Source organism: Streptomyces sp. NPDC050485, assembly GCF_044458185.1.
Taxonomy (GTDB): domain Bacteria; phylum Actinomycetota; class Actinomycetes; order Streptomycetales; family Streptomycetaceae; genus Streptomyces.
This window is the reverse complement of sequence record NZ_JBITHR010000008.1, coordinates 163,318-187,498: the sequence shown is the minus strand read 5'-3', so window position 1 is coordinate 187,498 and position 24,181 is coordinate 163,318. Positions and strand designations below refer to the sequence as shown.

At 71.3% G+C, this 24,181-nt stretch carries 23 protein-coding genes; 9 read left to right on the top strand and 14 right to left on the bottom strand.

Going from position 1 to position 24,181, the window contains the following annotated elements; genetic code table 11:
* The first annotated feature begins 295 nt into the window (after window positions 1–295).
* Complete coding sequence (locus ACIBK6_RS18645) at window positions 296–1,099, top strand: IclR family transcriptional regulator (protein WP_399052350.1); 804 nt, start codon at window positions 296–298, stop codon at window positions 1,097–1,099.
* Window positions 1,100–1,165: 66 nt separating this feature from the next.
* Here ACIBK6_RS18645 and ACIBK6_RS18640 read toward each other — a convergent pair whose 3' ends face one another.
* The 3 genes from ACIBK6_RS18640 to ACIBK6_RS18630 all read right to left on the bottom strand — a co-directional run bounded on the left by ACIBK6_RS18640 (window position 1,166) and on the right by ACIBK6_RS18630 (window position 4,799).
* A complete protein-coding gene (locus ACIBK6_RS18640; protein ID WP_399052349.1) occupies window positions 1,166–2,815 on the bottom strand; it encodes an alkaline phosphatase family protein in 1,650 nt (549 codons plus the stop codon).
* 248 nt (window positions 2,816–3,063) lie between these two features.
* On the bottom strand, window positions 3,064–3,759 hold the full coding sequence (locus tag ACIBK6_RS18635) for an ABC transporter ATP-binding protein (protein WP_399052348.1): 696 nt from the start codon (window positions 3,757–3,759) through the stop codon (window positions 3,064–3,066).
* Window positions 3,756–4,799 carry an ABC transporter permease gene (locus tag ACIBK6_RS18630; protein ID WP_399052347.1) on the bottom strand — a complete coding sequence of 348 codons (1,044 nt, stop codon included), beginning with the start codon at window positions 4,797–4,799 and terminating at the stop codon, window positions 3,756–3,758. The genes ACIBK6_RS18635 and ACIBK6_RS18630 overlap by 4 nt, the downstream gene beginning before the upstream one ends.
* A 134-nt stretch (window positions 4,800–4,933) precedes the next feature.
* Here ACIBK6_RS18630 and ACIBK6_RS18625 point away from each other — a divergent pair, with 134 nt between their 5' ends.
* Window positions 4,934–6,115, top strand: a complete 1,182-nt coding sequence (locus ACIBK6_RS18625) for a sensor histidine kinase (RefSeq protein WP_399052346.1) — start codon at window positions 4,934–4,936, stop codon at window positions 6,113–6,115.
* Window positions 6,112–6,753 carry a response regulator gene (locus ACIBK6_RS18620; protein WP_399052345.1) on the top strand — a complete coding sequence of 214 codons (642 nt, stop codon included), beginning with the start codon at window positions 6,112–6,114 and terminating at the stop codon, window positions 6,751–6,753. Before ACIBK6_RS18625 ends, ACIBK6_RS18620 begins: the two co-directional genes overlap by 4 nt.
* A gap of 62 nt (window positions 6,754–6,815) precedes the next feature.
* Here ACIBK6_RS18620 and ACIBK6_RS18615 read toward each other — a convergent pair whose 3' ends face one another.
* Complete coding sequence (locus tag ACIBK6_RS18615) at window positions 6,816–7,307, bottom strand: universal stress protein (RefSeq protein WP_399052344.1); 492 nt, start codon at window positions 7,305–7,307, stop codon at window positions 6,816–6,818.
* Window positions 7,304–7,432, bottom strand: coding sequence for a hypothetical protein (locus ACIBK6_RS18610; RefSeq protein ID WP_399052343.1), 129 nt, complete (start codon window positions 7,430–7,432; stop codon window positions 7,304–7,306). Before ACIBK6_RS18610 ends, ACIBK6_RS18615 begins: the two co-directional genes overlap by 4 nt.
* Window positions 7,433–7,537: 105 nt before the next feature.
* On the opposite strand from ACIBK6_RS18610, the gene ACIBK6_RS18605 reads away from it, so the two are divergent.
* Complete coding sequence (locus ACIBK6_RS18605; RefSeq protein ID WP_399052342.1) at window positions 7,538–9,025, top strand: PLP-dependent aminotransferase family protein; 1,488 nt, start codon at window positions 7,538–7,540, stop codon at window positions 9,023–9,025.
* A 153-nt stretch (window positions 9,026–9,178) separates the two neighbouring features.
* Here ACIBK6_RS18605 and ACIBK6_RS18600 read toward each other — a convergent pair whose 3' ends face one another.
* Window positions 9,179–9,496: a DUF5955 family protein gene (locus ACIBK6_RS18600; RefSeq protein WP_399052341.1), complete on the bottom strand. Its 318-nt coding sequence runs from the start codon at window positions 9,494–9,496 to the stop codon at window positions 9,179–9,181.
* A gap of 164 nt (window positions 9,497–9,660) precedes the next feature.
* Between ACIBK6_RS18600 and ACIBK6_RS18595 the strand changes: the two genes are divergently transcribed.
* From ACIBK6_RS18595 to ACIBK6_RS18580, 4 genes are all read left to right on the top strand, one after another.
* Window positions 9,661–10,275, top strand: coding sequence for an NTP transferase domain-containing protein (locus ACIBK6_RS18595; RefSeq protein WP_399052340.1), 615 nt, complete (start codon window positions 9,661–9,663; stop codon window positions 10,273–10,275).
* A gap of 245 nt (window positions 10,276–10,520) precedes the next feature.
* Window positions 10,521–12,140, top strand: coding sequence for a malate synthase A (aceB, locus tag ACIBK6_RS18590; protein WP_399052339.1), 1,620 nt, complete (start codon window positions 10,521–10,523; stop codon window positions 12,138–12,140).
* Window positions 12,141–12,465: 325 nt separating this feature from the next.
* Window positions 12,466–13,668, top strand: coding sequence for an FAD-dependent monooxygenase (locus tag ACIBK6_RS18585; RefSeq protein ID WP_399052338.1), 1,203 nt, complete (start codon window positions 12,466–12,468; stop codon window positions 13,666–13,668).
* A 134-nt stretch (window positions 13,669–13,802) separates the two neighbouring features.
* The gene (locus ACIBK6_RS18580; protein WP_399052337.1) at window positions 13,803–14,411 is read left to right on the top strand and encodes a TIGR03086 family metal-binding protein; all 609 of its coding nucleotides are present in this window, start codon (window positions 13,803–13,805) and stop codon (window positions 14,409–14,411) included.
* Between the two features lie 70 nt (window positions 14,412–14,481).
* Here the strand turns inward: ACIBK6_RS18580 and ACIBK6_RS18575 are convergent, their stop codons facing one another.
* Both ACIBK6_RS18575 and ACIBK6_RS18570 read right to left on the bottom strand, forming a co-directional pair.
* Window positions 14,482–15,342 carry a pentapeptide repeat-containing protein gene (locus ACIBK6_RS18575; protein ID WP_399052336.1) on the bottom strand — a complete coding sequence of 287 codons (861 nt, stop codon included), beginning with the start codon at window positions 15,340–15,342 and terminating at the stop codon, window positions 14,482–14,484.
* A gap of 109 nt (window positions 15,343–15,451) precedes the next feature.
* Window positions 15,452–16,408 carry a TMEM175 family protein gene (locus tag ACIBK6_RS18570; protein ID WP_399052335.1) on the bottom strand — a complete coding sequence of 319 codons (957 nt, stop codon included), beginning with the start codon at window positions 16,406–16,408 and terminating at the stop codon, window positions 15,452–15,454.
* A gap of 209 nt (window positions 16,409–16,617) precedes the next feature.
* Between ACIBK6_RS18570 and ACIBK6_RS18565 the strand changes: the two genes are divergently transcribed.
* Window positions 16,618–17,484 (top strand): chitosanase, encoded by an 867-nt coding sequence (locus tag ACIBK6_RS18565; protein WP_399052334.1) that lies wholly within the window; start codon window positions 16,618–16,620, stop codon window positions 17,482–17,484.
* An 86-nt stretch (window positions 17,485–17,570) separates the two neighbouring features.
* On the opposite strand, the gene ACIBK6_RS18560 is transcribed toward ACIBK6_RS18565, so the two are convergent.
* The 6 genes from ACIBK6_RS18560 to uraD form a co-directional block, all read right to left on the bottom strand.
* Entirely contained in the window at window positions 17,571–18,980 is a 1,410-nt protein-coding gene (locus ACIBK6_RS18560; RefSeq protein WP_399052333.1) for a nucleobase:cation symporter-2 family protein, read from the bottom strand.
* A gap of 394 nt (window positions 18,981–19,374) precedes the next feature.
* On the bottom strand, window positions 19,375–20,766 hold the full coding sequence (locus tag ACIBK6_RS18555) for an 8-oxoguanine deaminase (RefSeq protein WP_399052332.1): 1,392 nt from the start codon (window positions 20,764–20,766) through the stop codon (window positions 19,375–19,377).
* An 82-nt stretch (window positions 20,767–20,848) separates the two neighbouring features.
* Window positions 20,849–22,249 (bottom strand): nucleobase:cation symporter-2 family protein, encoded by a 1,401-nt coding sequence (locus ACIBK6_RS18550; RefSeq protein WP_399052331.1) that lies wholly within the window; start codon window positions 22,247–22,249, stop codon window positions 20,849–20,851.
* A gap of 68 nt (window positions 22,250–22,317) precedes the next feature.
* Entirely contained in the window at window positions 22,318–23,241 is a 924-nt protein-coding gene (gene pucL / locus ACIBK6_RS18545) for a factor-independent urate hydroxylase (RefSeq protein WP_399052330.1), read from the bottom strand.
* 5 nt (window positions 23,242–23,246) lie between these two features.
* Complete coding sequence (uraH, locus tag ACIBK6_RS18540; protein WP_399052329.1) at window positions 23,247–23,654, bottom strand: hydroxyisourate hydrolase; 408 nt, start codon at window positions 23,652–23,654, stop codon at window positions 23,247–23,249.
* A complete protein-coding gene (gene uraD, locus ACIBK6_RS18535; protein ID WP_399052328.1) occupies window positions 23,654–24,166 on the bottom strand; it encodes a 2-oxo-4-hydroxy-4-carboxy-5-ureidoimidazoline decarboxylase in 513 nt (170 codons plus the stop codon). The genes uraH and uraD overlap by 1 nt, the downstream gene beginning before the upstream one ends.
* Window positions 24,167–24,181 lie beyond the last annotated feature (15 nt).

Here is a 24,181-nt window from a genome sequence, read left to right as displayed (position 1 = left end):
GCCCCTCACTTCCGTACACCGGAATTTCAACGATCTGTTGAAGGAGTCTGCGCGCTCGCCGCCGAGGCCGTCAAGAGTGGCCGGGGAGTGACCGCGGACACGGAGGTGAGTCTTGGAGGTTTCCACAGAATGGAATTAGAATTTCACCAAGCAGAATGTAGGTACCGCCACGGGGTGCGGTGCGTGAACGGACAAACCTGCTCCGAACAGCCAGGACACCCGCCCTGTCCAGGGTAGGACGGACAACCGCCCGATAGGCTGCTCCCTCGCCTGCCAGTACCGAAAGGAACGCGCCGTGCCGACGTCAAGCGCCAGCACCACCGACGCCTCCAAGCCATCCGCCACCGGCGGAGGCGTCCAGTCCCTCGAGCGCGCCTTCGATCTTCTTGAGCGGATGGCCGACGCCGGGGGCGAGGTCGGCCTCAGCGAGCTCTCCGCCAGCAGCGGCCTTCCCCTGCCGACCATTCACCGTCTGATGCGTACGCTCGTGGCCTGCGGCTACGTCCGTCAGCAGGCCAACCGGCGCTATGCGCTCGGCCCCCGGCTGATCCGCCTCGGCGAGTCGGCGGCCCGGCTGCTCGGCACCTGGGCGCGGCCGTATCTGGCCCGGCTCGTGGAGGAGACCGGCGAGACCGCGAACATGGCGCTGCTCGACGGCGACGAGATCGTGTACGTGGCGCAGGTGCCCTCCAAGCACTCCATGCGGATGTTCACCGAGGTCGGCCGCCGGGTCCTTCCGCACTCCACGGGCGTGGGCAAGGCGCTGCTCGCGCACACCCCGCCGGAGGAGGTCCGCGCGCTGCTCGCCCGCACCGGCATGCCGGCCGCGACCGAGAAGACGATCACCACAGCGGACGGTTTCCTCGACGCGCTGGAGCAGGTGCGGCGCGCCGGGTACGCGGTGGACGACAACGAGCAGGAAATAGGGGTCCGCTGCCTCGCGGTGTCGGTCCCCAACTCCCCCACCGCGGCGGCCATTTCGATCTCGGGCCCGGCCGGCCGGGTCACCGAGGCGGCCACCGAGAAGATCGTCCCGATCCTCCAGGGCATCGCCCAGGAGCTCTCGACGGCGCTGGCGAACACGAACGCCCAGGCCTGAGACCAGGTAGCCGAAACCCCCGGCGGTGCTGAACACCGCCGGGGGTCTGGTGTGCCGGGGCCCGGGTCAGCGGACCGGCAGCACCCGGGTGTGCTCGCTGCGTACGGCCTGGAGGTCCTGCGGGTTCAGGCCGAGCAGGGCCAGGATGGTGGGCGCGATCTGCGTGGTGTGGACGCGGTGCGCGTCGCGCACTCCGGCCGGGGTGCCCGCGCCGGAGACGACCAGCGGGACGTTCAGGTCGTCGGCGTTGGCGCCGCCGTGCTCGGCGATCTTCTTGGTGCCGCCGGTGTAGACGACGCCGTTGCGGGCGATGCCGAAGAGGTCGGGGACCCGGGCGTCACCGGTCGGGACCCCGAAGTACCGGGCCGCTTCCCTGCCCGCGTACACCTTGGTCAGACCGCTCGCGGTGAAGGCCTTCGGCTTGGCGTCGATGCCGTTGCCGGTGCCGTTCTGGGCGAGCAGGTACGCCTTCGCGAAGTCGGCGGCGGCCTGCGTGTGGTCGTTCAGCCACAGCATCATGCCGTCGTCGTCCGCGGAGTGCGCGACAAGGTCGCCGGCGCCCGGGTGGGCCTTCTTCCAGGCCGCGTTGAGACCGGCGAGCAGCGGCGCGTCGTCGATGCGGGTCAGCGCGGCCGGGTCGGTCGGCGACTGGCCGTGCTTGGCGGACAGCACGACGGTCGTGCTGCCGTCGAGGTGGCGGGCCTTCAACTCGGCGACCAGCGAGCCGACTTCGGCGTCCACGAAGCCGATGCTCTTCTCGACCAGCGGTCCGGGCACGCCCTTCGCCGCGTAGCCGCCCTTGAGGCCGTCGGACGCGGGCAGCTTCTGCGCGGTCGACACCGACTGGAAGTTCAGGCCGAACACCGCCGGGGTGCCGGTGCGGTGGGCACGGCTGTGGTCGTATCCGTCGATCTCGTTGCGGACGGCCTGGACCTTGTAGTGGTCGTACTGCTGCGTCGCCTTGTTGTCCGTGGTCCAGTCGGCGCCCTTGGCGTAGCCGGTGGCGCTGGAGTTGATCTCGGGCGTGAACAGGTCCTGGATGCCGTTCCCCGAGGGCCCGTTGAGGATGTCGTACGCGGCGTGCTTGTCCGACCAGGCGGTACGCAGCCCGGCCTGGCGGGCCACGTCGAAGACGGTGTTGACGCGCAGGATGGAGTGCGGGGCGACCGGCTTGCAGGTCTTGGGGTCCACGGGCAGCGCGGCCGGGTTGAGGAGCGTCTGCGGGTGGCCGGTCATCGCCAGGATGCTGCCGGGCAGCCCGGTCAGGCCCTGGCCGGCGTCGAGGGCCGCCTTGTTCTTGTCGAGGTCCTCGGTGAGGTCGAGCTCGGCGCCCGGCTTGGCGTGGGTGCAGTCGGTGGTGCCGGCCGGGAGCAGCGTGCGGTCGTAGGAGTCGTCGTAGTAGACCCCGGTGGTGCCCGGGCCGCCGCCGGTGACCTGGGCGGTCATGCCGGGGAAGGAGTCCGAGGGCGTGGTGGTGCTGGCGTGCGTGTACTGCACGCCGCCGTGCGCGAGCCGGGCGAGCGCGGACTGCGGGTGCTGGGCGGTGTAGCGGTCGAGATCTGCCTGGTGCAGTCCGTCCACGGATATGAGCAGGACGTGCTGGGCGGCGGCTCGGTGCTGACGCGCCGGGGTGGCGTCGGCGTGCAGCACGGTCGTTCCGGCGAGCGCGCCGGCCGCGCCGAACGTGGCGGCCAGCCTCAGGAGCGGGCGGTTCACAGGTATCCCCTGACATTGATGGAACCGGGATTGGGGGGTGCGTGCTCATGAGTAGTGGCGGCCCGTGTACCACCGGCGCCTCAGGGGTGAACGTCCGGCGCACGGTCGGTATGGAGCGCCCCATGCGCCGGCCAATGTTGTTCCGGGGCGGATCCGAGAGCCAATGTTTGCTGGGGCGGATCCGCAGGCCAATGGTGTGCTCGGGCGGGTCCGCCGGCGCATGGTGTGCCGTGGCCGATCCGCGGGCTTCAGCGCGCGACCGCCCGCGCCGCGCTCAGGCGGCCGTCGGCCATGGTCACCACGGCGTCCATCCGCTCCAGGTGGGCGCGGTCGTGGGTCACCAGGACGGTGGCCGTGCCGCGTTCGCGGGTGAGCGTGACGAGCAGGTCGAGTATCGCGGCGCCCCGCTCGTGGTCGAGGGCGCTGGTCGGCTCGTCGACCAGGAGCACGGCGGGCTCGTTCATGAGGGCGCGGGCGATGTTGACGCGCTGGCGCTGGCCGCCGGAGAGCTGGTGGGGGCGGCGGTCCGCCTGGGCGGTGAGGCCGACGGCGGCCAGGAGTTCCAGGGCGCGGGCCCGCGCCTCGCGCGGCCTGCGGCCCGCGAGGTGGGCCATCACCTGGAGTTGTTCGGCGGCCGTGAGCGAGGGCAGCAGGTTCGGCTGCTGGAAGACGATGCCGATGCGGTCGCGGCGCAGCGCCGCCTGCTCGGCGGGGCCGAGCGCGCCGGTCTCGGTGCCGGCCACCACGACCCGTCCGCTGTCCGGGGTGACGAGCGTCGCGGCGACGGCGAGCAGGCTGGACTTGCCGGATCCGGAGGGCCCGACGCAGGCCGTCACCGTACCCGCGTCGACGGACACCGAGACCGCGTCGAGGGCGGTGAGGCGGCCTTCGCCGTCGGGGTAGGTCAGGGTGACGGAGTCCAGGACAAGGGACGAGGGGTTCATCGGGCACTCCCGAGCGCGGTCAGCGGGTCGACGGCGGTGATGCGCCGGATGGACAGGGCGGCGCCGGTCACGCCGAGGACGATCAGCACGGCGGCGGGCACCAGGGTGGTCGCGAGGTCGAGCACGAAGGGCACCGCGCCGCCGACCAGCCCCCCGGCCAGCACGGCGAGTCCGGTGCCGGCGAGCGTGCCCGCGGTCAGCATCAGCACGGCCTGGCCGAGCGCGTCCTTGAGGAGGTACGGAGTCGAGGCGCCGAGCGCCTTCAGCACGGCGATGTCACCGCTGCGCTGGATCGTCCACACGGTGAAGAACGCGCCGACGACCAGTGCCGAGATGACGAAGAGGAAGCCGCGCATCAGCTGGAGCGAGCCGTTCTCGGCCTGGTAGGAGGGCAGTGCCGAGAGCGCGTCGGAGAGCGTCAGGCTCTTGGCGGCGAGCTCTTGGTCGGTGGCGGCGAGGTCCGCGCCGCCACCGAGGGTGAGCGCGACGACCGTGGCCGGTGCGTCGTCCGCGAGCGCGGTCCACACCACGGGGGTGTGGCTGTAGGAGTCCGCGCCCGCCACCGCCGCCACGGTCAGCGGCCGGCCGCCCAGCGTGACGGTGTCTCCCGCCTTCGCGTCCAGGTCCCTGGCCGCGCCCCGGGAGAGGACGACGGATCCGGCGCGTACCGCGGAGGGCGCGAGGTGTGATCCGGGCGTGACCGCGAAGGACGACACCGCGGCCGTGCGGTCGCCCGCCGTCGCGTTCAGGGTGGAGATGGCGATCGGCTGGGCGTCCCGCACCCCCGGCGCCTGCCGCCACTTGTGCCAAGTGGCGCTCTGCACAACGGAGTTGGTGAAGGACACCGACTGCCCGGACGGCGGGGCGGCGAAGGCGAGCCGGTCGGCGGGCAGCGCGCTGACGGCCGAGGTGTTGTCCCTGGCCAGCCCGGCGGTGAGCCCGGAAAGCAGTCCCACCAGCAGGGTGATGAGCACCACGACCGTACCCATCAGCGCGAACCGGCCCTTGGCGAACCGGAGGTCTCTCCATGCGACGAACATGGCGCCAAGCCTTCCGGCCGGAGCCCGCCGCCACATCGCGCCCGAGCATGCCCGAGCCGTATCGAAGGATGCATCCGCACATCAACCTTTCGGTTGACCGGGACCGCCCGCCTCGCCCGTACGCTGGAAGGCCTATGAATTCCGCACGCCCCCACACCCCCGTCGCCGCCCTGCTGCGCCTGTGTCTGCACACGCTGCTCGGCGGGCTGCTCGCGCTCGCCGCGGTGCGGGCCGTGAGCGACGGGGCGCCGCACCCGGCGGCCGTCCTGGCGGCGGTGGTCCTGATGGCAGCGGTGTACGCGGCGGGCGTGGCCGTCCCCGCCGTGCGGCCGCAGACCAGCGCGGCCGCGGTGTGGCTGGCGGCGCTCGGCGCGTCCTGGCTCGCGCTGCTCGTCTTCTCCCCCGAGGCGCTCTGGGCCGCCTTCCCGCTCTACTTCCTGCTGCTCCACCTGCTGCCGATGCGCTGGGCGCTGCCGGCCGTCCTGGTCACGGCGGGCGCGGCCATCGCGAGCTTCCTGCTGCACGGGCAGCAGGTCACGCCGGGCACCTTCATAGGGCCGCTGCTCGGGGCTGCGGTCGCGGTGGCGACCGTGCTCGGGTACGACGCGCTGTACCGGGAGAGCGAGCGGCGCCGCGAGCTGATCGACGAGCTGGTCGCGACGCGGGCCGAACTCGCGGACGCCGAGCGCACGGCGGGCACCCTCGCCGAGCGCGAGCGGCTCGCCCGCGAGATCCACGACACGCTCGCCCAGGGCCTCTCCTCGATCCAGCTGCTGCTCCGCGCCGCCGAGCGCGTACTGCCCGCCGACGACCCGGCTCGCGAACACGTCGAGCAGGCCCGCCGCGCCGCCCAGGACAACCTGGCCGAGGCGCGCCGGTTCGTGCGCGCGCTCACGCCTCCCGACCTGGAGCACGGCTCGCTCTCCGGTGCCCTGGAGCGGCTGTGCGCGGCGGCGCCGGGCCCCGCCGTGCAGTTCGGGGTGAGCGGGACCCCGGTCGAGCTGCCGACGCCGTACGAGGTGGCCCTGCTGCGCATCGCGCAGTCGGCACTCGCCAACACCGTGCAGCACGCAGCGGCGGACCGCGCCGAGATCACCCTCAGCTTCATGGACACCTCGGTGGCCCTGGACGTCGTCGACGACGGGCGCGGCTTCGACCCGGCGGACCGGTGGCCGAAGGACACCAGCGGCTTCGGGCTGCCGGCGATGCGCTCGCGCGCCCAGTCGCTCGGCGGCACGCTGAGCGTGGAGTCGGCGCCGGGCCAGGGCACGGCCGTCGCGATCACGCTGCCGCTGCCCGTGGCGGGTGCCCGGTGAGCGCGGCGCCGATCCGGCTGCTGCTCGCCGACGACCATCCCATCGTGCGGGCCGGGCTGCGCGCGGTCCTCGACACCGAGCCCGGCTTCGCGGTGACCGGGGAGGCCGCCACCGCCGAGCGCGCGGTGGAGCTGGCCGCGTCCGGTGCGTACGACGTGGTCCTGATGGACCTCCAGTTCGGGGCCGGGATGCACGGCGCCGAGGCGACCGCCGCGATCACCGCCCGGCCGGGCGCCCCGCGCGTCCTGGTCCTCACGACGTACGACACGGACGCGGACATCCTCGCGGCGGTGGAGGCGGGCGCGGCGGGCTACCTGCTCAAGGACGCGCCGCCCGAGGAGCTGGCGGCGGCGGTCCGCACCGCGGCCTCGGGCCAGTCGGCGCTGGCGCCCGCGGTGGCGCACCGGCTGATGGACCGGATGCGGACGCCCGCGGAGGCGCTGACCCGGCGCGAGCTGGAGGTGCTGCAACTGGTCGGCGACGGGCTCTCCAACCAGCAGATCAGCAAGCAGCTGTTCCTCAGCCAGGCGACCGTCAAGTCCCATCTCGTGCACATCTACGCCAAGTTGGGAGTGGACTCGCGCACCTCGGCGGTGGCGGCCGCGAGCGCGCGCCGCCTGATCCGCCAGCCCGGCTGAGTGCGTCACGCGCGCGGTGGGGGGCCGCGACCGCCCCGGTTCGGCCCGGCCCCCGGCTCTCGTCACCCGTGCAGAGCGAAGTCCTCGGCCCTGGCGTGCCGCAGGGCCCGCGCGGTGTGCTTCGGCGGGCGCGGCGCCGGGACCGTCAGGGCGGCGCACCGCGCGTGCCGGTGCACGTAGTGGCGTACCGGAGCCCGCCGCGCATCCGGACGCGCGCCGATGACCAGCAGGTCCCCCGGCCGGTCGGCCAGTGCGCACAGCACCCGCCCCGCCTTGCCGCGGACGACCAGTTTCCGCACCGCGAGGTCCGACGGCAGCCCGCCGAGGGCCTCCTCGACGGCCCGGTCGAGCGCATCGCGCGCCCTGCCCTCCTGGTACGCCGCCCAGGCGCTGTCCGGGTTGCGCACATACAGCGCCTCGCCCTCCGGGGGCTCCCACGCGATCACGGCCACCAGCACGCGGCCGCTGTCGCGGGCCTCGTCGACCGCCGCCCGCAGCGCCGCCAGGCTGCCCAGCGAGCCACCGACTCCCACCACCACGCGCCCCCCGGTCACTTCGCACGCTCCTTGCGCTGCCGCAGCCCGCGCAGCCAGTGCAGCGAGATCCCGCGCGGCAGCTCCTCGCGGCGCCGCTGCATCTCCCGCTCGAACCGGTCCGTGACCGCCACATCGCGTTCCATGACAACTCACCCTTCTCGACCACTTCATCCAGGCCAATGTGCTGACAGGTCAGAAGTCTGTACGCTGATTGGCCTGGAAGGCATGGCCAATTCACGGAGGTTGGTATGGCAGACATGCGGGTGGTCCGGTCCGTGGACACCGTGAGCAGCACCGCGCGGACGCTCGGCAGCCGTCAGCTCGCCGCGCAGGTCACCGCCATCACCGGCCCGCGCCCCGGCTACCGCCCGCTCGCCCAGGGGGTGCGCACGCTGCTGCTCGACGGCCGGATCCCGCTGCACACGCGGCTGCCCGCCGAGCGCGAGCTCGCCACCGCCCTGGCGGTCAGCCGGGCCACCATCACGGCCGCGTACGACCTGCTGCGTGAGGGCGGCTACGCGCTGAGCCGGCGCGGCGCGGGCACCTGGACCGCGCTTCCCGAGGGCGAGGCACCGGCCAATGTGGCCCGCTACCAGGCCGCCGACGGCGTCATCGATCTGGCGATGGCCTCGCCGGGCGCCCCGGCGGCGGAACTGGCCGCCGCGTTCGAGCTGGCCGGGTCCGAACTGGCCTGCCACGCGGCCACCAACGGCTACCACCCGCTCGGCCTGCCTGAGCTGCGCGCCGCCGTCGCCGAGCGCTACACCCGGCGCGGTCTGCCCACCCTGCCCGAGCAGATCCTGATCACCACCGGAGCCCAGTCCGCGGTGTCGCTCGTGGTCAACCTCCTGGGCAGGCCCGGCGACCGGGCGCTGGTCGAGAGCCCCTCGTACCCCAACGCCCTCGACGCGGTACGCCATGCCGGGCTGCGGATCACCCCCGTACCGGTGACCGAGGACGGCTGGGACATCGAGCTCCTCGAATGCACCCTGCGCCAGACCGCACCCCGGCTCGCCTATCTCATCCCGGACTTCCAGAATCCGACCGGCGCGCTGATGAGCACCGAGCAGCGGACCCGGCTGCTGCGCGCGGCCCGGGCCACCGGCACCTGGCTGCTCATCGACGAGACCATGGCCGAGATGGCGCTGACGGCGCCCGCCCCCGCGCCGTTCGCCGCCCTGGCCCACCAGGGCGAGTCCGAGCAGATCATCACGGTCGGATCACTCAGCAAGACCCACTGGGGCGGGCTGCGCACCGGCTGGGTGCGGGCGGGCTCCCGGCTCATCAACGAACTGGCCGCGCTGCGCATCCACGTGGACCTGGCGCCCTCACTCGTCGACCAGGTGCTCGCCAAGAATCTACTGCCCGGCATGGACGACGTACTGCGCGAGCGGCTGCCGCAGATGCGCGAGCGGCGCGACGCGCTGGCCGCGTCCCTGGCTCGCCAACTGCCGGAATGGCGCTGGCAGTTGCCGGCCGGCGGGCTCTGCCTCTGGGTCGATCTGGGCCGCCCGGTCGCGGGCGCGCTGGCCCAGGCGGCGCCGGCCCACGGTGTGAACATCCAGCCGGGTTCCCGCTTCGCCGCCGACCCCGGCACCCACGAACACCGCCTGCGCATCCCGTTCGTACACGATCCGGAGACGACGGACGAGGCGGTCCGCCGCCTGGCCGCGACCCTCGACGCGGGCCTGCCCGCGTTCACCGGTGAGCAGAACCGGCCGCACTGGGTGGCGTGAACGCGGAGCCCGCGCCCCAGCCCCGTCCGGGGCGGCCGCAGGCACTCAGCCCCGTCCGGGTCGGCCCGCAGGCCCGGCGGGCGGCCGGTCAGTACCAGCCCGGTACTGACGGGGCGGCCGGCCAGTACCAGGCCGGTACCGACGGGCGGCCGGTCAGTACCGGCCCGGTGGCCCGCCGAACAGCTCGACCGCTTTGCGTACGTCCGTCACCGCGCCCGCCAGCGCGCTGACCGAGCCGATCGAGCCCGCGATCAGCAGCAGCGAGCGGCGCAGCCGCGGCACTTCCGGAACCCCGCTGACGGCCATCGCGTCCAGCGCCGCCAGTTCGTCCTCGGCCACGGCCCGGTCGGGAAACTCCGCCGGATGGCCGGCCAGCTCCCGGCGCAGCCGGGCGACGGCCGCCCGCAGCTCGCTCACTCTCGGGTCCTCACCACTGCCGGTCACGGGCCTCTGCTCCACGCCTCGCAACAAAAGTCCTCCCCCACGCACGTCCTTGTGCAGGTGTTCAGAGCCCGTACAGCAAAGGTCAACTGCCGGGATGCGCGGGCCAGTTAACGCCATCGGTGTGTCGTGCGCCACTGCGCGGACGGAATTCGGCAGAAGCATTGGGTATATCTGGGGCCATGACGCAACCGATGACAAATGAGGCGCGTGTGACGGGACTGCTGCTCGCGGCGGGCGGCGGCAGACGGCTCGGCGGCCGCCCCAAGGCCCTGCTCCCGCACCGCGGCCGCCCTCTCGTGGAGCACGCGGTCCGGGTGCTGCGCGAGGGCGGCTGCCGCCACGTGTACGTGGTCCTTGGCGCCGCGGCCGACGAGGTACGGGCCCGGGCCGACCTGTCGGGCTGCGTACTGATCGACAATCCGGACTGGGCCGCGGGCATGGGCTCCTCGCTGCGGGCGGGCCTTGAGGCGCTGGCCAAGTCGGCCGACGGGCCGTCCGGCGGGTCGGACGCCGCTCTCGTCTCCCTGGTCGACCAGCCGGGCATCGGTGCCGAGGCCGTGGCGCGGGTGCTCGCCGCCCACCGTTCGGCCGATGCGCTGGCGGCGGCCTCGTACGGCGGCGAGCGGGGCCATCCGGTGCTGTTCGGAGCGGACCGCTGGGCCGACATCGCGGCGAGCGCGACAGGAGACCGGGGCGCCCGCGCCTATCTGTCGGCCCACGAGGGAGAGATCACGCTGGTCGAGTGCGGGGATGTCGCCGAGCCGTACGACATCGACACGGAGGCGGACCTGGACCGGCTGGAGTAGATCTGGAGTACACGTGGAAACGTGGAGTGAACGGGGTGGCACCCAGCGCCATGGTCTGTCGACCCGGAGAATCTCGATATCAACAAACCATTGAACTTCCACTATGAGGAAACTAGTATCCACTGTTCAGAAGCGCCCGATAGATCAGACGGCGCCCCCAGCCGTATCTCGGAGCCATGGCACTGAGTGCCAGCTTTGGCGACCCGGCGGCCGTCAGGGCACCGCCCGCGAAGGAGTGACAGCTCATGTCCGCACCAGCGCCGTCCCCGCTGGCCATCGTCGATGCCGAGCCCCTGCCCCGGCAGGAAGAGGTACTCACCGACGCGGCCCTCGCCTTCGTGGCCGAGCTGCACCGGAACTTCACGGCCCGCCGTGACGAGCTCCTCACCCGCCGCCAGGAACGCCGCACCGAGATCGCCCGCACCTCCACGCTGGACTTCCGCCCCGAGACCGCCGAGATCCGCGCCGCTGACTGGAAGGTCGCGCCGGCCCCGGCCGCGCTGAACGACCGCCGCGTCGAGATCACCGGCCCGACCGACCGCAAGATGACCATCAACGCCCTGAACTCGGGCGCGAAGGTCTGGCTCGCCGACTTCGAGGACGCCTCGGCCCCCACCTGGGAGAACGTGGTCCTCGGCCAGCTCAACCTGATCGACGCCTATGAGCGCCGCATCGACTTCACGGACCCGAAGTCGGGCAAGTCGTACGCCCTGATGGACGCCGCGGAACTCGCGACCGTCGTGATGCGCCCGCGCGGCTGGCACCTGGAGGAGCGCCACCTCCAGTTCGACGGCCGCCCCGTGCCCGGCGCGCTGGTCGACTTCGGCCTCTACTTCTTCCACAACGCACAGCGCCTGATCGACCTAGGCAAGGGCCCGTACTTCTACCTCCCGAAGACGGAGTCGTACCTGGAGGCGCGCCTCTGGAACGACATCTTCGTCTTCGCGCAGGACTACGTCGGCATCCCGCAGGGCACGGTCCGCGCGACCGTCCTGATCGAGACGATCACGGCCGCGTACGAGATGGAAGAGATCCTGTACGAGCTGAAGGACCACGCGGCCGGGCTGAACGCGGGCCGCTGGGACTACCTCTTCTCCATCGTGAAGAACTTCCGCGACGGCGGCGAGAAGTTCGTCCTGCCGGACCGCAACGCGGTGACGATGACGGCGCCCTTCATGCGCGCGTACACCGAACTCCTGGTCCGAACCTGCCACAAGCGCGGCGCGCACGCGATCGGCGGCATGGCGGCCTTCATCCCCTCGCGCCGGGACGCCGAGGTGAACAAGGTCGCCTTCGAGAAGGTCAAGGCCGACAAGGACCGCGAGGCGGGCGACGGCTTCGACGGCTCCTGGGTCGCCCACCCCGATCTGGTCCCGATCGCGATGGCCTCGTTCGACGCGGTGCTCGGCGACAAGCCGAACCAGAAGGACCGCCTGCGCGAGGACGTGTCCGTCGCCCCCGGCGACCTGATCGCCATCGACTCCCTCGACGCCAGGCCCACTTACGCGGGCCTGGTCTCCGCGGTCCAGGTCGGCACCCGCTACATCGAGGCGTGGCTGCGCGGCCTCGGCGCGGTCGCCATCTTCAACCTGATGGAGGACGCGGCCACCGCCGAGATCTCGCGCTCGCAGATCTGGCAGTGGATCAACGCGGGGGTCGTCTTCGAGAACGGCCAGCAGGCCACGGCCGAGCTCGCCCGCAAGGTGGCGGCCGAGGAACTCGCCGCGATCCGCGCGGAGATCGGCGAGGAGGCCTTCGCGGCCGGCAAGTGGCAGCAGGCCCACGACCTCCTCCTGAAGGTCTCCCTGGACACGGACTACGCGGACTTCCTGACCCTGCCGGCGTACGAGCAACTGGTGGGCTAGCCCCCCGAGTTGCGAGCAACTGGTGGACCGTTCCCCCCAGTTACGCCCTCGCCCCGCCCCCGGTGCCACACTGCATCGGGGGCGGGGCTGTTTCCCCGTCACATAGGATCCACACGTCCCGATCATGGTTGGTGTGCCGGTCCGCGCCCATGGGACTCAATGGACCACGCGGGGCACCATGCCGCATCCCGTGATCGCCCCGCCCGCCACCCTCCGCTCCGCGCGCCCCTGCGCCCGCCGCCCGTTGCTGCGAGAATCCTGCGGGGGCGTTCGTCGGGCTCGTTGCCCGGCACCCCGTCTGACCAGGACTGCGAGGACATTGGGGATGCGTGGAGGGCGAGTTGCCATCGTGGGCGGGAGCGTCGCGGGGTGTGCCGCGGCACTGGCCGCGCACCGCGGTGGTGCCGAGGGGATCACGGTGTACGAGCGGGCCGCCGGGCAGTTGGCCGACCGCGGGGTGGGGCTCGCGATGCACAACGACCGCTATGGCGAACTGGAGGCGGCCGGATACATGGACGCCGGGACGCCATGGATCCAACTCGGCAGGCGCTGCTGGTACGTTCGCGACGGCTCGGCCCCGCTGGGCCGCCTGGCCGGGGTGCTGCCGTTCCCGTTCCGGACGTACAACTGGGGCCCCCTCTGGCGCGAACTGCGGGGCCGGGTACCGGAGTCGGTGGACTTCCGGCCGGGCACGGCGATCGAGAGGCTCCAACTCACTGGCGACGCAGTCGAGTTGAGTACATCCGATGGCCGTGCCGACCGGTTCGACTTCGTCATCGGCGCCGACGGCTACCGCTCGGTGGTCCGCACGGCCGCCTGCCCCGAGGTTCGTCCGCGCTATGCGGGCTACCTCGCCTGGCGCGGTGCCTTCCCCGCCGAGCGGCTCCCGGATCCCGGGCTGTGGCCGGTGGAGGACTGCGTGTACGCCGTCTTCCCTGGCGGCCACGCGGTCATCTACCGCATACCGGACGGCCGGGGCGGTCAGCGCGTCAACTGGGTGCTCTACACGGCGCCGCCGCCCGACCACGGACTGCCCCTCGACTCCCCCACCAGCCTGCCGCCCGGCACCCTCTCCGATGCGCTGCGCGGCGTCGCCATCGAGGTGGCCGACACACAACTCCCGCCGTACTGGGGCCAGTTGATGCACCTGACCGCTCCCGAGGACACCTTCATCCAGCCGATGTACGACTTCACCGCACCGCGGTACGCGGCCGGCCGGCTCGCGCTGGCCGGGGACGCGGCCACGGTGGCCAGGCCGCACACCGGCGGAGGCGCGGTGAAGGCACTCCAGGACGCGACCGCCCTGCAGACCGCGCTGGCTTCGGCGGCGAGCTGGCCCGAGGCGCTGGCCTCGTACGACGCCGTGCGGTCCCCGGTCGGCCGCAGCATGGTCGACCTCGGGCGCCGCCTGGGCCTCGGCCTCGTACAGGAGACCCCCGACTGGCGCACAATGGACCAGCCCGGTCTGGAGCAGTGGTGGCAACAGGCCGACGGATCAGGCGCGTTCGGCGGCCGCAGGCTGACCTGAGCCGCGCACGCGGTGGGGGGAGTGCCGGGCGGATCCGTGAGGGTGAGGGGTACGGGGGCGGACGCGGGGCGTCCGGGTCGCCAGCAGTCCCGCTCGGATCGATGAGTTTTCGGCTCCCGCACCGTCTCCCCTGTATGAGCAACGACACGAACTCCCCCGCACCCCTCCCCGACCTCGGCCCGGCCGCGGCCGAAGTGGCACGTCTGCTGGAAGGCATTCGCGACGATCAGCTGGACGGTCCGACGCCCTGCCCCAAGTACCCGGTACGGGATCTCATCGCCCACGTCTGGGGGCTCAGCGGCGCCTTCCAGGATGCCGCGCGCAAGGACCTCGGGCCCACCACCGACACCCCTCCCGGCAGCGTCCCGCCGCCCGAGCTGCCCGCGGACTGGCGCGGCTCGCTGCCGGAGCGACTGGCCGCCATGGCCGAGGCCTGGCGGGACCCGGCGGCCTGGGACGGCGACACCCAGGCGGGCGGCGTCACCTTCCCCGCGGCGATCATGGGCCGCGTCGCGCTGGACGAGCTGGTCGTCCACGGCTGGGACCTGGCGCGGGCCACCGGGCAGACGTACCGGCCCGCCCCGGCCGACCTGGAGGTTTCCTACGCGCTCCTCGCTCCGGCGAAGGACGACCCGAGCTCTCGCGGCACGGCCTTCGGCCCGGCCGTCGACGTGCCCGAAGGGGCGCCGCTCGTCTGCCGCGTGATCGGGCTGAGCGGGCGTGACCCGGGCTGGAAGCCGTAGGAGCCTGTGTCTCAACCCCGCCCGGGTCTGCCGGGGTTGAGACGCTGGCTCTAGGTAGGCCCGGGGTTCGCTACCAGTGCGCGGGGCGCGTCAGCGACGGGGGGATCTTCGTCGTCGCGTCGCCCTTGGCCGCGTTCAGCTGGGCCTGGGTGAGGAAGAACGCCTCGGTCAGATCGGCGCCGGACAGCCGCGCGTCGCGGAAGTCCGCGCCGATCAGGTCGGCGAGGCGCAGATCCGCGCCGCGCAGGTCCGCGGCGATGAGGAGCGCCCCGCGCAGGTTCGCGCCGCGCAGGTCGGCGCCCTTGAGCTGGGCGCCCATCAGGTCGGCGCCGCGGCGGTCCTTCTTCTTGCCCTTGAAGTCGGCCCTGACCAGCTCGCTCGCCTTCAGGAGCAGCTGGTTGACTCTGCCCCGGTGGGCGGCCACGTCCAGGTCCCGCAGGGCCTCGGGGGCCAGGTCCGTGAACGCCTCGGTCTCCTCAAGCGCGGCGCGCAGCTCGGCGTGGACGGGGCGCGCCTTCGGCAGGTCGAGTGCTTCGGTGACGTACCAGAGGAGCTCGTGGAGCTGGCGCATCACCGGGAAGACCTCGAACATCGTCGCCGCGGTCTCCGGTGCGGTGCGCCAGTCGCGGCCCTCGAAGGTCTGCTGGGATACCTTCTGCCCCGCGCCGAAGCAGTCGTACACCGTGCAGCCCTGGAAGCCGCTCTTGCGCAGGTCCCGGTGGATCCCGCAGCGGAAGTCCTGCTGGAGGTTGGGGCAGGGCTTCCCGGCGGGCTTGTTGATCGCGAAGTCCGCGGACGCCGAGTAGGCGAGGGCGACGCAGCACAGGCCGAAGCAGTCGCCGCAGTCGGAGACGAGGGTGAGGCGGGTCGCGCCCGGGGACGGGGCGGCTGCTCCGGGGTTCTCGGACAACGTGCGGGGCTCCTCTGACATGCGGTGACAGCAGCCTGGCAGTCTATACGCCGGCGCCCCAGTGGCGGGGCGCGGCGATCAGTCGCTGCGGCGGCTCAGGAGCGGGAGCCGGGCGAGCCCGCGGCGCGGATCAGTCGCCCGCAGGCTCCCTCATCGGCACCTTCAGCTGGTTGAAGCCGTAGTACATCGCCAGCACGCCGTGCGCGGCCAGGGTCAGGGGGGCCGAGACGAAGGCGAGGGCCACCGTGCCCGGGTAGGCGAGGGAGCCGATCGCGAAGCGGAGGCGGGTGGCGCGGGCGGCCGCGTTGTCCACCCGGTCGTCGAAGAGGTGCCCGGTGCGGGTCAAGTGCCACCACAGTGCTTGGTAGTTGAGGGCCATCACGACCATCAGGCCGCTGTAGACGGCGGCCGCCACGTGCGAGGCGCCGGGCTCGCGGAGGTACTCCGCCATCAGCGCGGCCGGCCAGGGAATCGCGACCACCGTCATCAGGAGCAGCAGGTTGAGGAACATCAGGGTGCGGTCGATGCGGACGACGTAGCTGAAGAGCGTGTGGTGGTTCACCCACATGATCCCGATGATCAGGAAGCTCACCACATAGGCCGCGTACGAGGGCCACATGTGGCCCAGTTCCCGCCACAGGTGGTCGCCCGCGTTCGGCGGCACCTTGATCTCCAGGATCAGGAGGGTGATCGCGATGGCGAAGACGCCGTCGCTGAACGCCTCCACGCGGCTCGACTCGGAACGGCTGGTTTCGGTCACCCGGGCAATGAACCCCACAACCGCCCCGGCTGCAAGGGCGGTCGTGGGGGCGTGTCGTGCCGTTCGCTCAGGGCATGTGACACCGGCCCTCAGGACGTCGGGAACGTCCCCGTCGCCCAGCGGGTTGATGCGGTCCACGTCGCCGTCGAAGGCGAAGAGCAGCAGGTCGGCCATGGTGAAGGTGCCGGGGCGGTGGGCGGGCAGGCCGGGGCGCCGGCCGGGGTGTCGCAGATGGAGTCGCGGCTGCCCTCGATCCGGGCCGGGCAGCCTCGCCACCACCGGCCTGGTGGTGCGGCCCCGCCCGACCAGGTCCGGCGGCGTGGCCATGCGTCCGGTTGACGGCGGCTCGTGGCGCCGTTCTGTGCGGGAAGACAACTCCCCGTCCTGTACGACGCGTTCGGTACGGGAACGGGTTGACCCGGCGCCCGGCTTCTTCAACTTCCTTGTGCCGCAGGGGTGTACGGCCGCTTCGCGGTAATGGTAGGAAAGTTTCCTAACAGAACACCCGGAGCGACGAACTCCTCTTGGAGGTCCAGGTGCACACCCCCCACCGCACGACCACCGCACGTCGTACCAAGATCGTCGTACGCGCCTTGCTCGGCACCGCACTGCTCGCGGTCCCGGTCACGGCGTATGCCGCCGAGACCCCGGCCGCCGCGACAGCGGACAATGCAACGGTGATCAATGCCGCTGCGACCGGGCTCGACGACCCGGCAAAGAAAGACATAGCCATGCAGCTCGTCTCCAGCGCGGAGAACTCCACGCTGGACTGGAAGGCTCAGTACAAGTACATCGAGGACATCAAGGACGGGCGCGGCTACACCGCCGGGATCATCGGATTCTGTTCCGGTACCGGCGACATGCTCGACCTGGTCAAGCTGTACACGGCCCGCAACCCCGGCAACGTACTCGAGAAGTACCTGCCGGCCCTGGAGAAGGTCAACGGGAGCGACTCGCACAAGGGGCTCGACCCCAACTTCACCAAGGACTGGAAGACGGCCGCCTCCGAGACGGCCTTCAAGCACGCCCAGGACGACGAGCGGGACCGGGTGTACTTCAACCCGGCCGTCGGCCAGGGCAAGTCCGACGGGGTCGGCACGCTCGGGCAGTTCATCTACTACGACGCCATCGTGATGCACGGCGACGGCAGCGACCCGACCACCTTCAGCTCGATCCGCAAGCGCGCCCTCCGCAAGGCCAGTCCCCCCTCCCAGGGCGGCGACGAAACCACCTGGCTGAACGCCTTCCTCGACGCCCGCGTGTGGGCGATGCAGCAGGAGGAGGCGCACAGCGACACCAGCCGCGTCGACACCGAGCAGCGGGTCTTCCTGAAGAAGGGCAACCTGAACCTGGACACCCCGCTCGACTGGAAGGTGTACGGCGACCCGTACCACATCGGCTGACCGCCCCCCACAGGGAAGGCGGGTACGACAGCGAACGGCTGCCGTACCCGCCTTTTTCCGGTTCGAGGACGTGCTTCGCGGCAGGGTCAGTGCAGGGCGACCGCCGGTTCGGCCGGGGTGACGGCCTCCGCTTCCGGCTCGGCCCGCTGCTTGCCGAAGTGGTTGAAGGCGAGGTTCAGGGCGATGGCCACCACGCAGCCGGTGGAGATCCCGGAGTCGAGGACGACAAGGAGCTTGTCGGGGAAGGCGTGGTAGAAGTCCGGCTTGGCGATGGGGATCAGCCCGATGCCCACCGAGGCGGCCACGATCAGCGCGTTCTCGCCCTTCTCCAGGGCGGCGGTCGACAGGGTCTGGATGCCGCTCGCGGCCACCGAGCCGAACAGCACGATGCCCGCGCCGCCGAGCACCGGCAGCGGTACGAGGGAGATCACGGAGGCGGCGACCGGGCTGAGGCCGAGGAGGACCAGGATGCCGCCGCCGGTGGCGACGACGAAGCGGCTGCGCACCTTGGTCATCGCCACCAGGCCGATGTTCTGGGCGAAGGCGCTGGCCATGAAGCCGTTGAAGAGGGTGCTGAGCACCGAGCCGAGGGTGTCGGCGCGCAGTCCGGCCGCGATGGTGTTCTGGTCGGCGGGGCGCTCCACGATCCTGCCGAGCGCCAGCATGTCGGCGGTGGACTCGGTCATGCAGACCAGCATCACGATGCACATCGACACGATCGCCGCGACGTCGAACTGCGGGGCGCCGAAGTGGAAGGGCGTCGGGAAGCCGACGACGTCCGCGTTCTTGATGGCGCCCAGGCTGGTCTTGCCCATCGGGATCGCGATGACCGAGCCGGCCACCAGACCGAGCAGGATCGCGATCTGCTGCATGAAGCCGCGCAGGAGTTTGCGCAGCGCGAGCACGATGAGCAGGGTGATCCCGGCGAGGCCGAGGTTGGAGAGCGAACCGTAGTCGGCGGCCTTGTCGTTGCCGCCGGACGACCAGTTGAAGGCCACCGGGAGCAGCGAGACGCCGATCAGGGTGATCACGGTGCCGGTGACGACCGGCGGGAAGAAGCGGACGAGCCTGCCGAAGTACGGGGCGGCTATGAAGCCGAGCAGTCCGGCGACGATGACCGCGCCGAGGATGACGGGGATCGCGTTGGCGCCGTGTTCCTTGCCGATGGCGATCATCGGGGTGACGCCCGCGAACGAAACTCCGTTCACGAAGGGCAACTTGGCGCCGATCTTCCAGATCCCGAGGGTCTGGAGGAGGGTGGCGAGGCCCGCGGTGAACAGGCTCGCGGCGACCAGGAAGGCGGTCTCCTTGGCGTCGAGCCCCACCGCGGGGCCGACGATCATGGGCGGGGCCACCACACCCGCGTACATCGCGGCCACGTGCTGGAGGCCGCTGGTGACCATTTTCAGCGGGGGGAGCGTTTCATCGACCGGATGCTTCTCGGCGGTCTGGTCGGGGCTGACTGCGGCAGTGCGAAACCTGGGCTGTGCGGCCACGGCGGTTCCTCCGGTCGGTTACGCGTCGGCGGTGGACGCGGGTGTCAGGGAGGTGGTGCGGTGTGGTGCGTTGGGCAGCTGGAACAGGTGGTGCAGGGCAGTGCGAACAGCGCGGCTCACGCTGTTTCGTGCGGGCGCCCCGGGCGGGTGGGTGGTCCCGGGCGGTGCGGGTGACGCTTCCGGTGCGGGTGGTCCCGGAGTTGCGGGGGTGGTGCGGCTGGCACTTCAAGGGATGTCAACTCATGCTAGGCACAAGGGTGTTGGACGGATTCACCGTTCCGGGGGGTGCGTACGTCCTTGTAGTACGCACCCCCCGGTCCAGCTGCCGTGGACCCCGCTCGGGTCCACGGCGACCGGCCGAGGGCCGTCCCCCTCGGCCGGACTCCTGGGGAGGTCAGCCCTGCGCGGCGATCCGGGCGAGGCGCTGGGCCTCTTCGCGGGTCGCCACCGCGATGGCGTCCTCGTCCACCGTGGTGAGGCGGCTGTTCTCGACGATCTGCTGACCGTTCACGAACGAGGCGGTGACCGGGGCCGCCGCGCCGAAGACGAGCGCGGTCACCGGGTCGGCGATGGAGGCGTGGGCGAGCGTGTCCAGCTTCCACAGCACGAAGTCGGCGAGCTTGCCGGCTTCGAGCGAGCCGATCTGGTCGGCGCGGCCGAGCACCTGGGCGCCGCCGTAGGTACCGAGGCGCAGCGCCTGGCGGGCGTTGAGCGCGCGCTCGCGGTGCTGGGCGTTGAGGCGGTTGATGAGCAGCGCGTTGCGCAGCTCGGTGTGGAGCTCGCCCGACTCGTTGGACGCCGTACCGTCGACGCCGAGGCCGACTGGGACGCCGGCCGCCAGCATGTCCGGGACGCGGGCGATGCCTGCGGCCAGGCGCGCGTTGGAGGACGGGCAGTGGGCGACGCCGGTGCCGGTGCGGGCGAAGGCGGCGATGTCGGAGTCGTTCATGTGGACGCAGTGGGCCATCCACACGTCGTTGCCGAGCCAGCCGGTCGATTCGAAGTAGTCGGTGGGGCCCATGCCGAACAGTTCCTTGCAGAACTGCTCCTCCTCCACGGTCTCCGAGCCGTGGGTGTGCAGCCGTACGCCCCTGCGGCGGGCCAGCTCGGCGCCCTGCTTCATGAGTTCGGTGGAGACCGAAAACGGGGAGCAGGGCGCGACGGCGACCTGGATCATCGAGTCGAAGGAGGCGTCGTGGAACCGGTCGATGGTCTCCTCGGTCCCGGCGAGCGCGCCTTCGAGGGTCTCGACGGCGAAGTCCGGCGGCAGGCCGCCGTCCTTGACGCTGCGGTCCATGGAGCCGCGGGCCAGCGTGAAGCGCACGCCCATCTCGGAGGCCGCGCCGATGATCGCGCCGGACAGGTCGCCCGCGTTCCGCGGGTAGACGTAGTGGTGGTCCATCGCGGTGGTGACACCGCCGCGGGCCATCATCGCCAGCGAGCCCTGGGCCGCGACGCGCCCCATCTGCTCGTCGATGCGCGCCCATGTCGGGTAGAGCGTGACCAGCCAGTTGAAGAGGTTGTGGTCGGTGGCCAGACCGCGGGTGATCCACTGGTAGAAGTGGTGGTGCGTGTTGATCAGGCCGGGGGTGACCAGGTGGCCGGTGCCGTCGATGCGGCGGACCACGTTCTCCAGTCCCTTCGGAGCCTGGCCGGCCCCGACGGACTCGATCTTGTTGTCGGCGACCACGAGGTAGCCGGAGGCGTACTCGGTGTCGTTCGCGTCCACGGTGGCGATCGCACAGTTCTCGATGACGATGCGCTGGGGGGCTGCCGAAGGTGCCATGGTGCTTCCTTCTTTGCTCAGTGGCGGCTGTGATGGGGGGACCCCTTGCTCCTGAGGAGCTTGGGGCGGGCACGGCAGGACCCTACGAGGATTTGAGTGCCGGGGCGGCGACGCTGCTCCGGGTGCCGAGATGGTGGAAGAAAAGATTGAGCAGGACCGCGGCGAGCGCTCCCGCACTGATGCCGGACCCGAGCACGGTCTGCGCCCAGGCGGGGAATCCGGCGTAGAAGGTGGGCGCGGCGAGCGGGACGATGCCCGCCCCGAGCGCCACGGCCACCAGGATGATGTTGGAGCTGTCGTCGAGCCCGGCCTCGGAGAGGGTACGGATCCCGCTGACCGCGATCGAGCCGAACAGGACGATTCCGGCGCCGCCGAGGACGGGCATCGGCACCATCGAGACGACCGCGCCGAGCACCGGGAAGGCCCCGAGCACGAGCAGCGCCGCGCCGGCGACGGCGACAACGTACCTGCTGCGTACGCGAGTCAGCGAGACCACGCCGACGTTCTGCGCGAACGCGCTGGTCGGGAAGCCGCCGAAGACGGGGCCGAGCAGGGTCGCGATGCCGTCGGTGCGCAGGCCGCGGGTGATGGTGCGCCCGTCGGTGCGGCGCTCGCAGATCTCGCCGAGGGCCAGCATTCCGGCGCTGGACTCGGTCATCAGGACCAGCATCACGATGCACAGGGACAGGACGGCCGCGGGCTGGAACTCGGGGGCGCCGAAGGAGAACGGCGTGGGCAGCGCCGCGACGGGCGCGGACCTCAGGGCGGAGAAGTCGGCCATCTCGAACGGGATCGCCGCGAGCGTACCGATCAACAGGCCGAGCAGCAGGGCGACTTGACGGAGGAATCCGCGTGCGAAGCGCTGGAAGAGCAGGATCACGACGAGCGTGAAGGCGGCCAGCGCCAGGTGCTTCATGGACCCGAAGTCGGCGGCGTTCTTGTCGCCGCCCTGGGCCCAGGTCACCGGCACGGGCATGAGGGTGACGCCGATGAGCGTGATCACGACACCGGTCACCAGCGGCGGGAAGAAACGCAGCAGCCGGCCGAAGAAGGGCCCGACGAGGAGACAGAAGACTCCGGCGACCATCACCGCGCCGTAGATCGCGGGGAGTTGGTGGCCCTTGGCGCTGGTTTCGGCGATCGCGAGCATGGGCGCGATGCCGGCCGAGGAGGCGGCGTTGACGAACGGGAGCCGGTTTCCGGCGAAGTTCGCGATGCCGAGGGTCTGCAGGACGGTGGCGAGCCCGGCGATCAGCAGACTGGCCGCGATCAGGCGGGTCTGTCCCGCGGTGTCCAGACCGACGGCCTGGCCGATGATGAGCGGAGGGGTGACGACGCCCGCGTACATGGCGGCGATGTGCTGGAGCGCGGCGGGGACGAGCCGCGCGGCAGGAAGCTTTTCGTCCACCGGGTGCACGGCACCTTCAGGTGGGGTGGAACACGGGCCGTCGGCTGCTGCCGGCCCGATTGTGGGCTGTGCCATGGGGGATCCCTCCGGTCTGGCCGACCCCCGCCCTACTGCGGGCGGGCGGGGGCGGGCTCAGTGCCGCGTCAGAGGTTGGTCATGTCGACCGGGATCTGCGGTTCGACGCCGTCGCGCAGGACGGTCGCCTCGATGAGACCGTACGGACGGTCCGCCGCGAAGTAGACCTCGTTGTCGTTCTTGAGCCCGAACGGTTCGAGGTCCACCAGGAAGTGGTGCTTGTTCGGCAGCGAGAAACGAACCTCGTCGATCTCGGACCGGTTGTTGATGATGCGCGAACCCATCTGGTACAGGGTCTGCTGGAGCGAGAGCGAGTACGTCTCGGCGAAGGCCTGGAGCATGTGCTTGCGCACCTGCTCGTAGGACTTCTCCCAGTTGGGCGCCTTCTGCTCGTCGTCGGTCCAGTTGAACCGCCAGCGGGCCGAGACCTGGGTCGCCAGGATGCGGTCGTAGGCCTCCTGGAGCGTCGTGTACTTGTCCTTGACGTAGCCCCAGAACTCGGAGTTCGTCGAGTTCATCACGACGAGGTCCTTGAGGCCCGAGATGACCTCCCAGTTCTCACCGTCGTAGGTGATCTGGGTGACCCGGGTCTCCTGGCCCTTGCGGACGAAGGAGTGCTTGACCTCGTCCGAGCCGATGAACTTCGAGTTGGCGTCGGAGGTCTCGATGCGCTCCCACGAGTACTCCTCGATGCGGATGCGCGCGACCTTGATCGGCTCCTGCGAGGTCACGAAGTGCCGGGCGAGGTGGATGCCGAACTGCTCGGCGGACTCGATGCCGTACTCCTTGGCGAACGCGTACACCGTGTTCTTGGTGGTGTCGGTCGGCAGGACGTTGGCGTTCGAGCCGGAGTAGTGGACGTCCTCCATGTCGCCGGACAGGGCGACGGAGACGTTGAGGTCCTTGATGTGGTGGGTGTCGCCGTCCCGCGTGATCTTGACGACGCGGTTCTCTGCTTTGCCGTACTGGTTCTGGCCGAGAATCGTGGGCATGTCTGCTAGCTCCCTCGGTAAACGGAGTAGCCGAACGGGTTGAGCAGCAGCGGTACGTGATAGTGCTCGCCCGGCTTGACGGCGAACGTGATCGCCACCTCCGGGAAGAACGCACCGCTGTCCCTTACGCGGGGGGCGTCCTGCTGCGCCTCGGCTTGCTTCTTGGAACTGTGCTGGTTTTTAACGAAATACGTCTCGACCTCGAAGTCGAGTCGTACGTGGGTGGTGCCTTCCGGCAGGGCCGGCAGGTCCTTGCAGCGCCCGTCCGCGTCGGTCGCGGAGCCGCCGAGCGCCACCCACTCGGCCGCGGAGCCCGAGCGGGCCGCGAGCGAGATGGCGACGCCCTCGGCGGGGCGTCCGATGCTGGTGTCCAGGATGTGGGTGGACACCGAGGCGGTGGTCGCGCTGCTCATCAGTCCTTGTCCTCTTCTACGAGACGGGTCAGCCGGATTCGGTTGATCTTCCCGAGTTCGGTGCGCACGATCTCGCGCTCCGCCTCGGCGGTGTTGCCGATCCGGGTCTTCACCGCATCGCGCATCTGCTCACCGGTGGCGCCGGTAGCGCAGATCAGAAAGACATGGCCGAACTTCTCCTGGTACGCCAGGTTCAGTTCGAGCAGCTCGGCCTTGAGAGCCTCGGAGGCCCCGGCCATCCCGCGCTGTTCTCGGGCGGACGTGGGGTCACCGGGCTTCGGGCGGCCGATCGGCGGGTGCCCGGCCATCGCCTCTTCCAGGTCCTTCACGGTCAGCTCGGCCAGAGCGGCGTCGCTGGCGGCGAAGAGGTCCTCTGCGGTGGCGTACGGGCGCTGGGCGAGCAGCTTGCTCCCCCACGCCGAACTGGCGCACACCTCGTGGAGCGCGGCGAGCGCCGCACTGTCCTGGGAGGTGTTGAACCGGGCGAGGCCCGGTGTCGGAGTCGAAGTCACGGCGGCCTCCGTGGC

Bases quoted from the DNA above. Each gene is read 5' to 3' on its own strand.
- ACIBK6_RS18635 (WP_399052348.1), bottom strand. From the start codon at position 3,759: ATGAACCCCTCGTCCCTTGTCCTGGACTCCGTCACCCTGACCTACCCC.
- ACIBK6_RS18630 (WP_399052347.1), bottom strand. From the start codon at position 4,799: ATGTTCGTCGCATGGAGAGACCTCCGGTTCGCCAAGGGCCGGTTCGCG.
- ACIBK6_RS18625 (WP_399052346.1), top strand. From the start codon at position 4,934: ATGAATTCCGCACGCCCCCACACCCCCGTCGCCGCCCTGCTGCGCCTG.
- ACIBK6_RS18610 (WP_399052343.1), bottom strand. From the start codon at position 7,432: ATGGAACGCGATGTGGCGGTCACGGACCGGTTCGAGCGGGAGATGCAG.
- ACIBK6_RS18605 (WP_399052342.1), top strand. From the start codon at position 7,538: ATGGCAGACATGCGGGTGGTCCGGTCCGTGGACACCGTGAGCAGCACC.
- ACIBK6_RS18595 (WP_399052340.1), top strand. From the start codon at position 9,661: ATGACAAATGAGGCGCGTGTGACGGGACTGCTGCTCGCGGCGGGCGGC.
- aceB (WP_399052339.1), top strand. From the start codon at position 10,521: ATGTCCGCACCAGCGCCGTCCCCGCTGGCCATCGTCGATGCCGAGCCC.
- ACIBK6_RS18585 (WP_399052338.1), top strand. From the start codon at position 12,466: ATGCGTGGAGGGCGAGTTGCCATCGTGGGCGGGAGCGTCGCGGGGTGT.
- ACIBK6_RS18580 (WP_399052337.1), top strand. From the start codon at position 13,803: ATGAGCAACGACACGAACTCCCCCGCACCCCTCCCCGACCTCGGCCCG.
- ACIBK6_RS18575 (WP_399052336.1), bottom strand. From the start codon at position 15,342: ATGTCAGAGGAGCCCCGCACGTTGTCCGAGAACCCCGGAGCAGCCGCC.
- ACIBK6_RS18570 (WP_399052335.1), bottom strand. From the start codon at position 16,408: ATGGCCACGCCGCCGGACCTGGTCGGGCGGGGCCGCACCACCAGGCCG.
- ACIBK6_RS18555 (WP_399052332.1), bottom strand. From the start codon at position 20,766: ATGGCACCTTCGGCAGCCCCCCAGCGCATCGTCATCGAGAACTGTGCG.
- ACIBK6_RS18550 (WP_399052331.1), bottom strand. From the start codon at position 22,249: ATGGCACAGCCCACAATCGGGCCGGCAGCAGCCGACGGCCCGTGTTCC.
- pucL (WP_399052330.1), bottom strand. From the start codon at position 23,241: ATGCCCACGATTCTCGGCCAGAACCAGTACGGCAAAGCAGAGAACCGC.
- uraH (WP_399052329.1), bottom strand. From the start codon at position 23,654: ATGAGCAGCGCGACCACCGCCTCGGTGTCCACCCACATCCTGGACACC.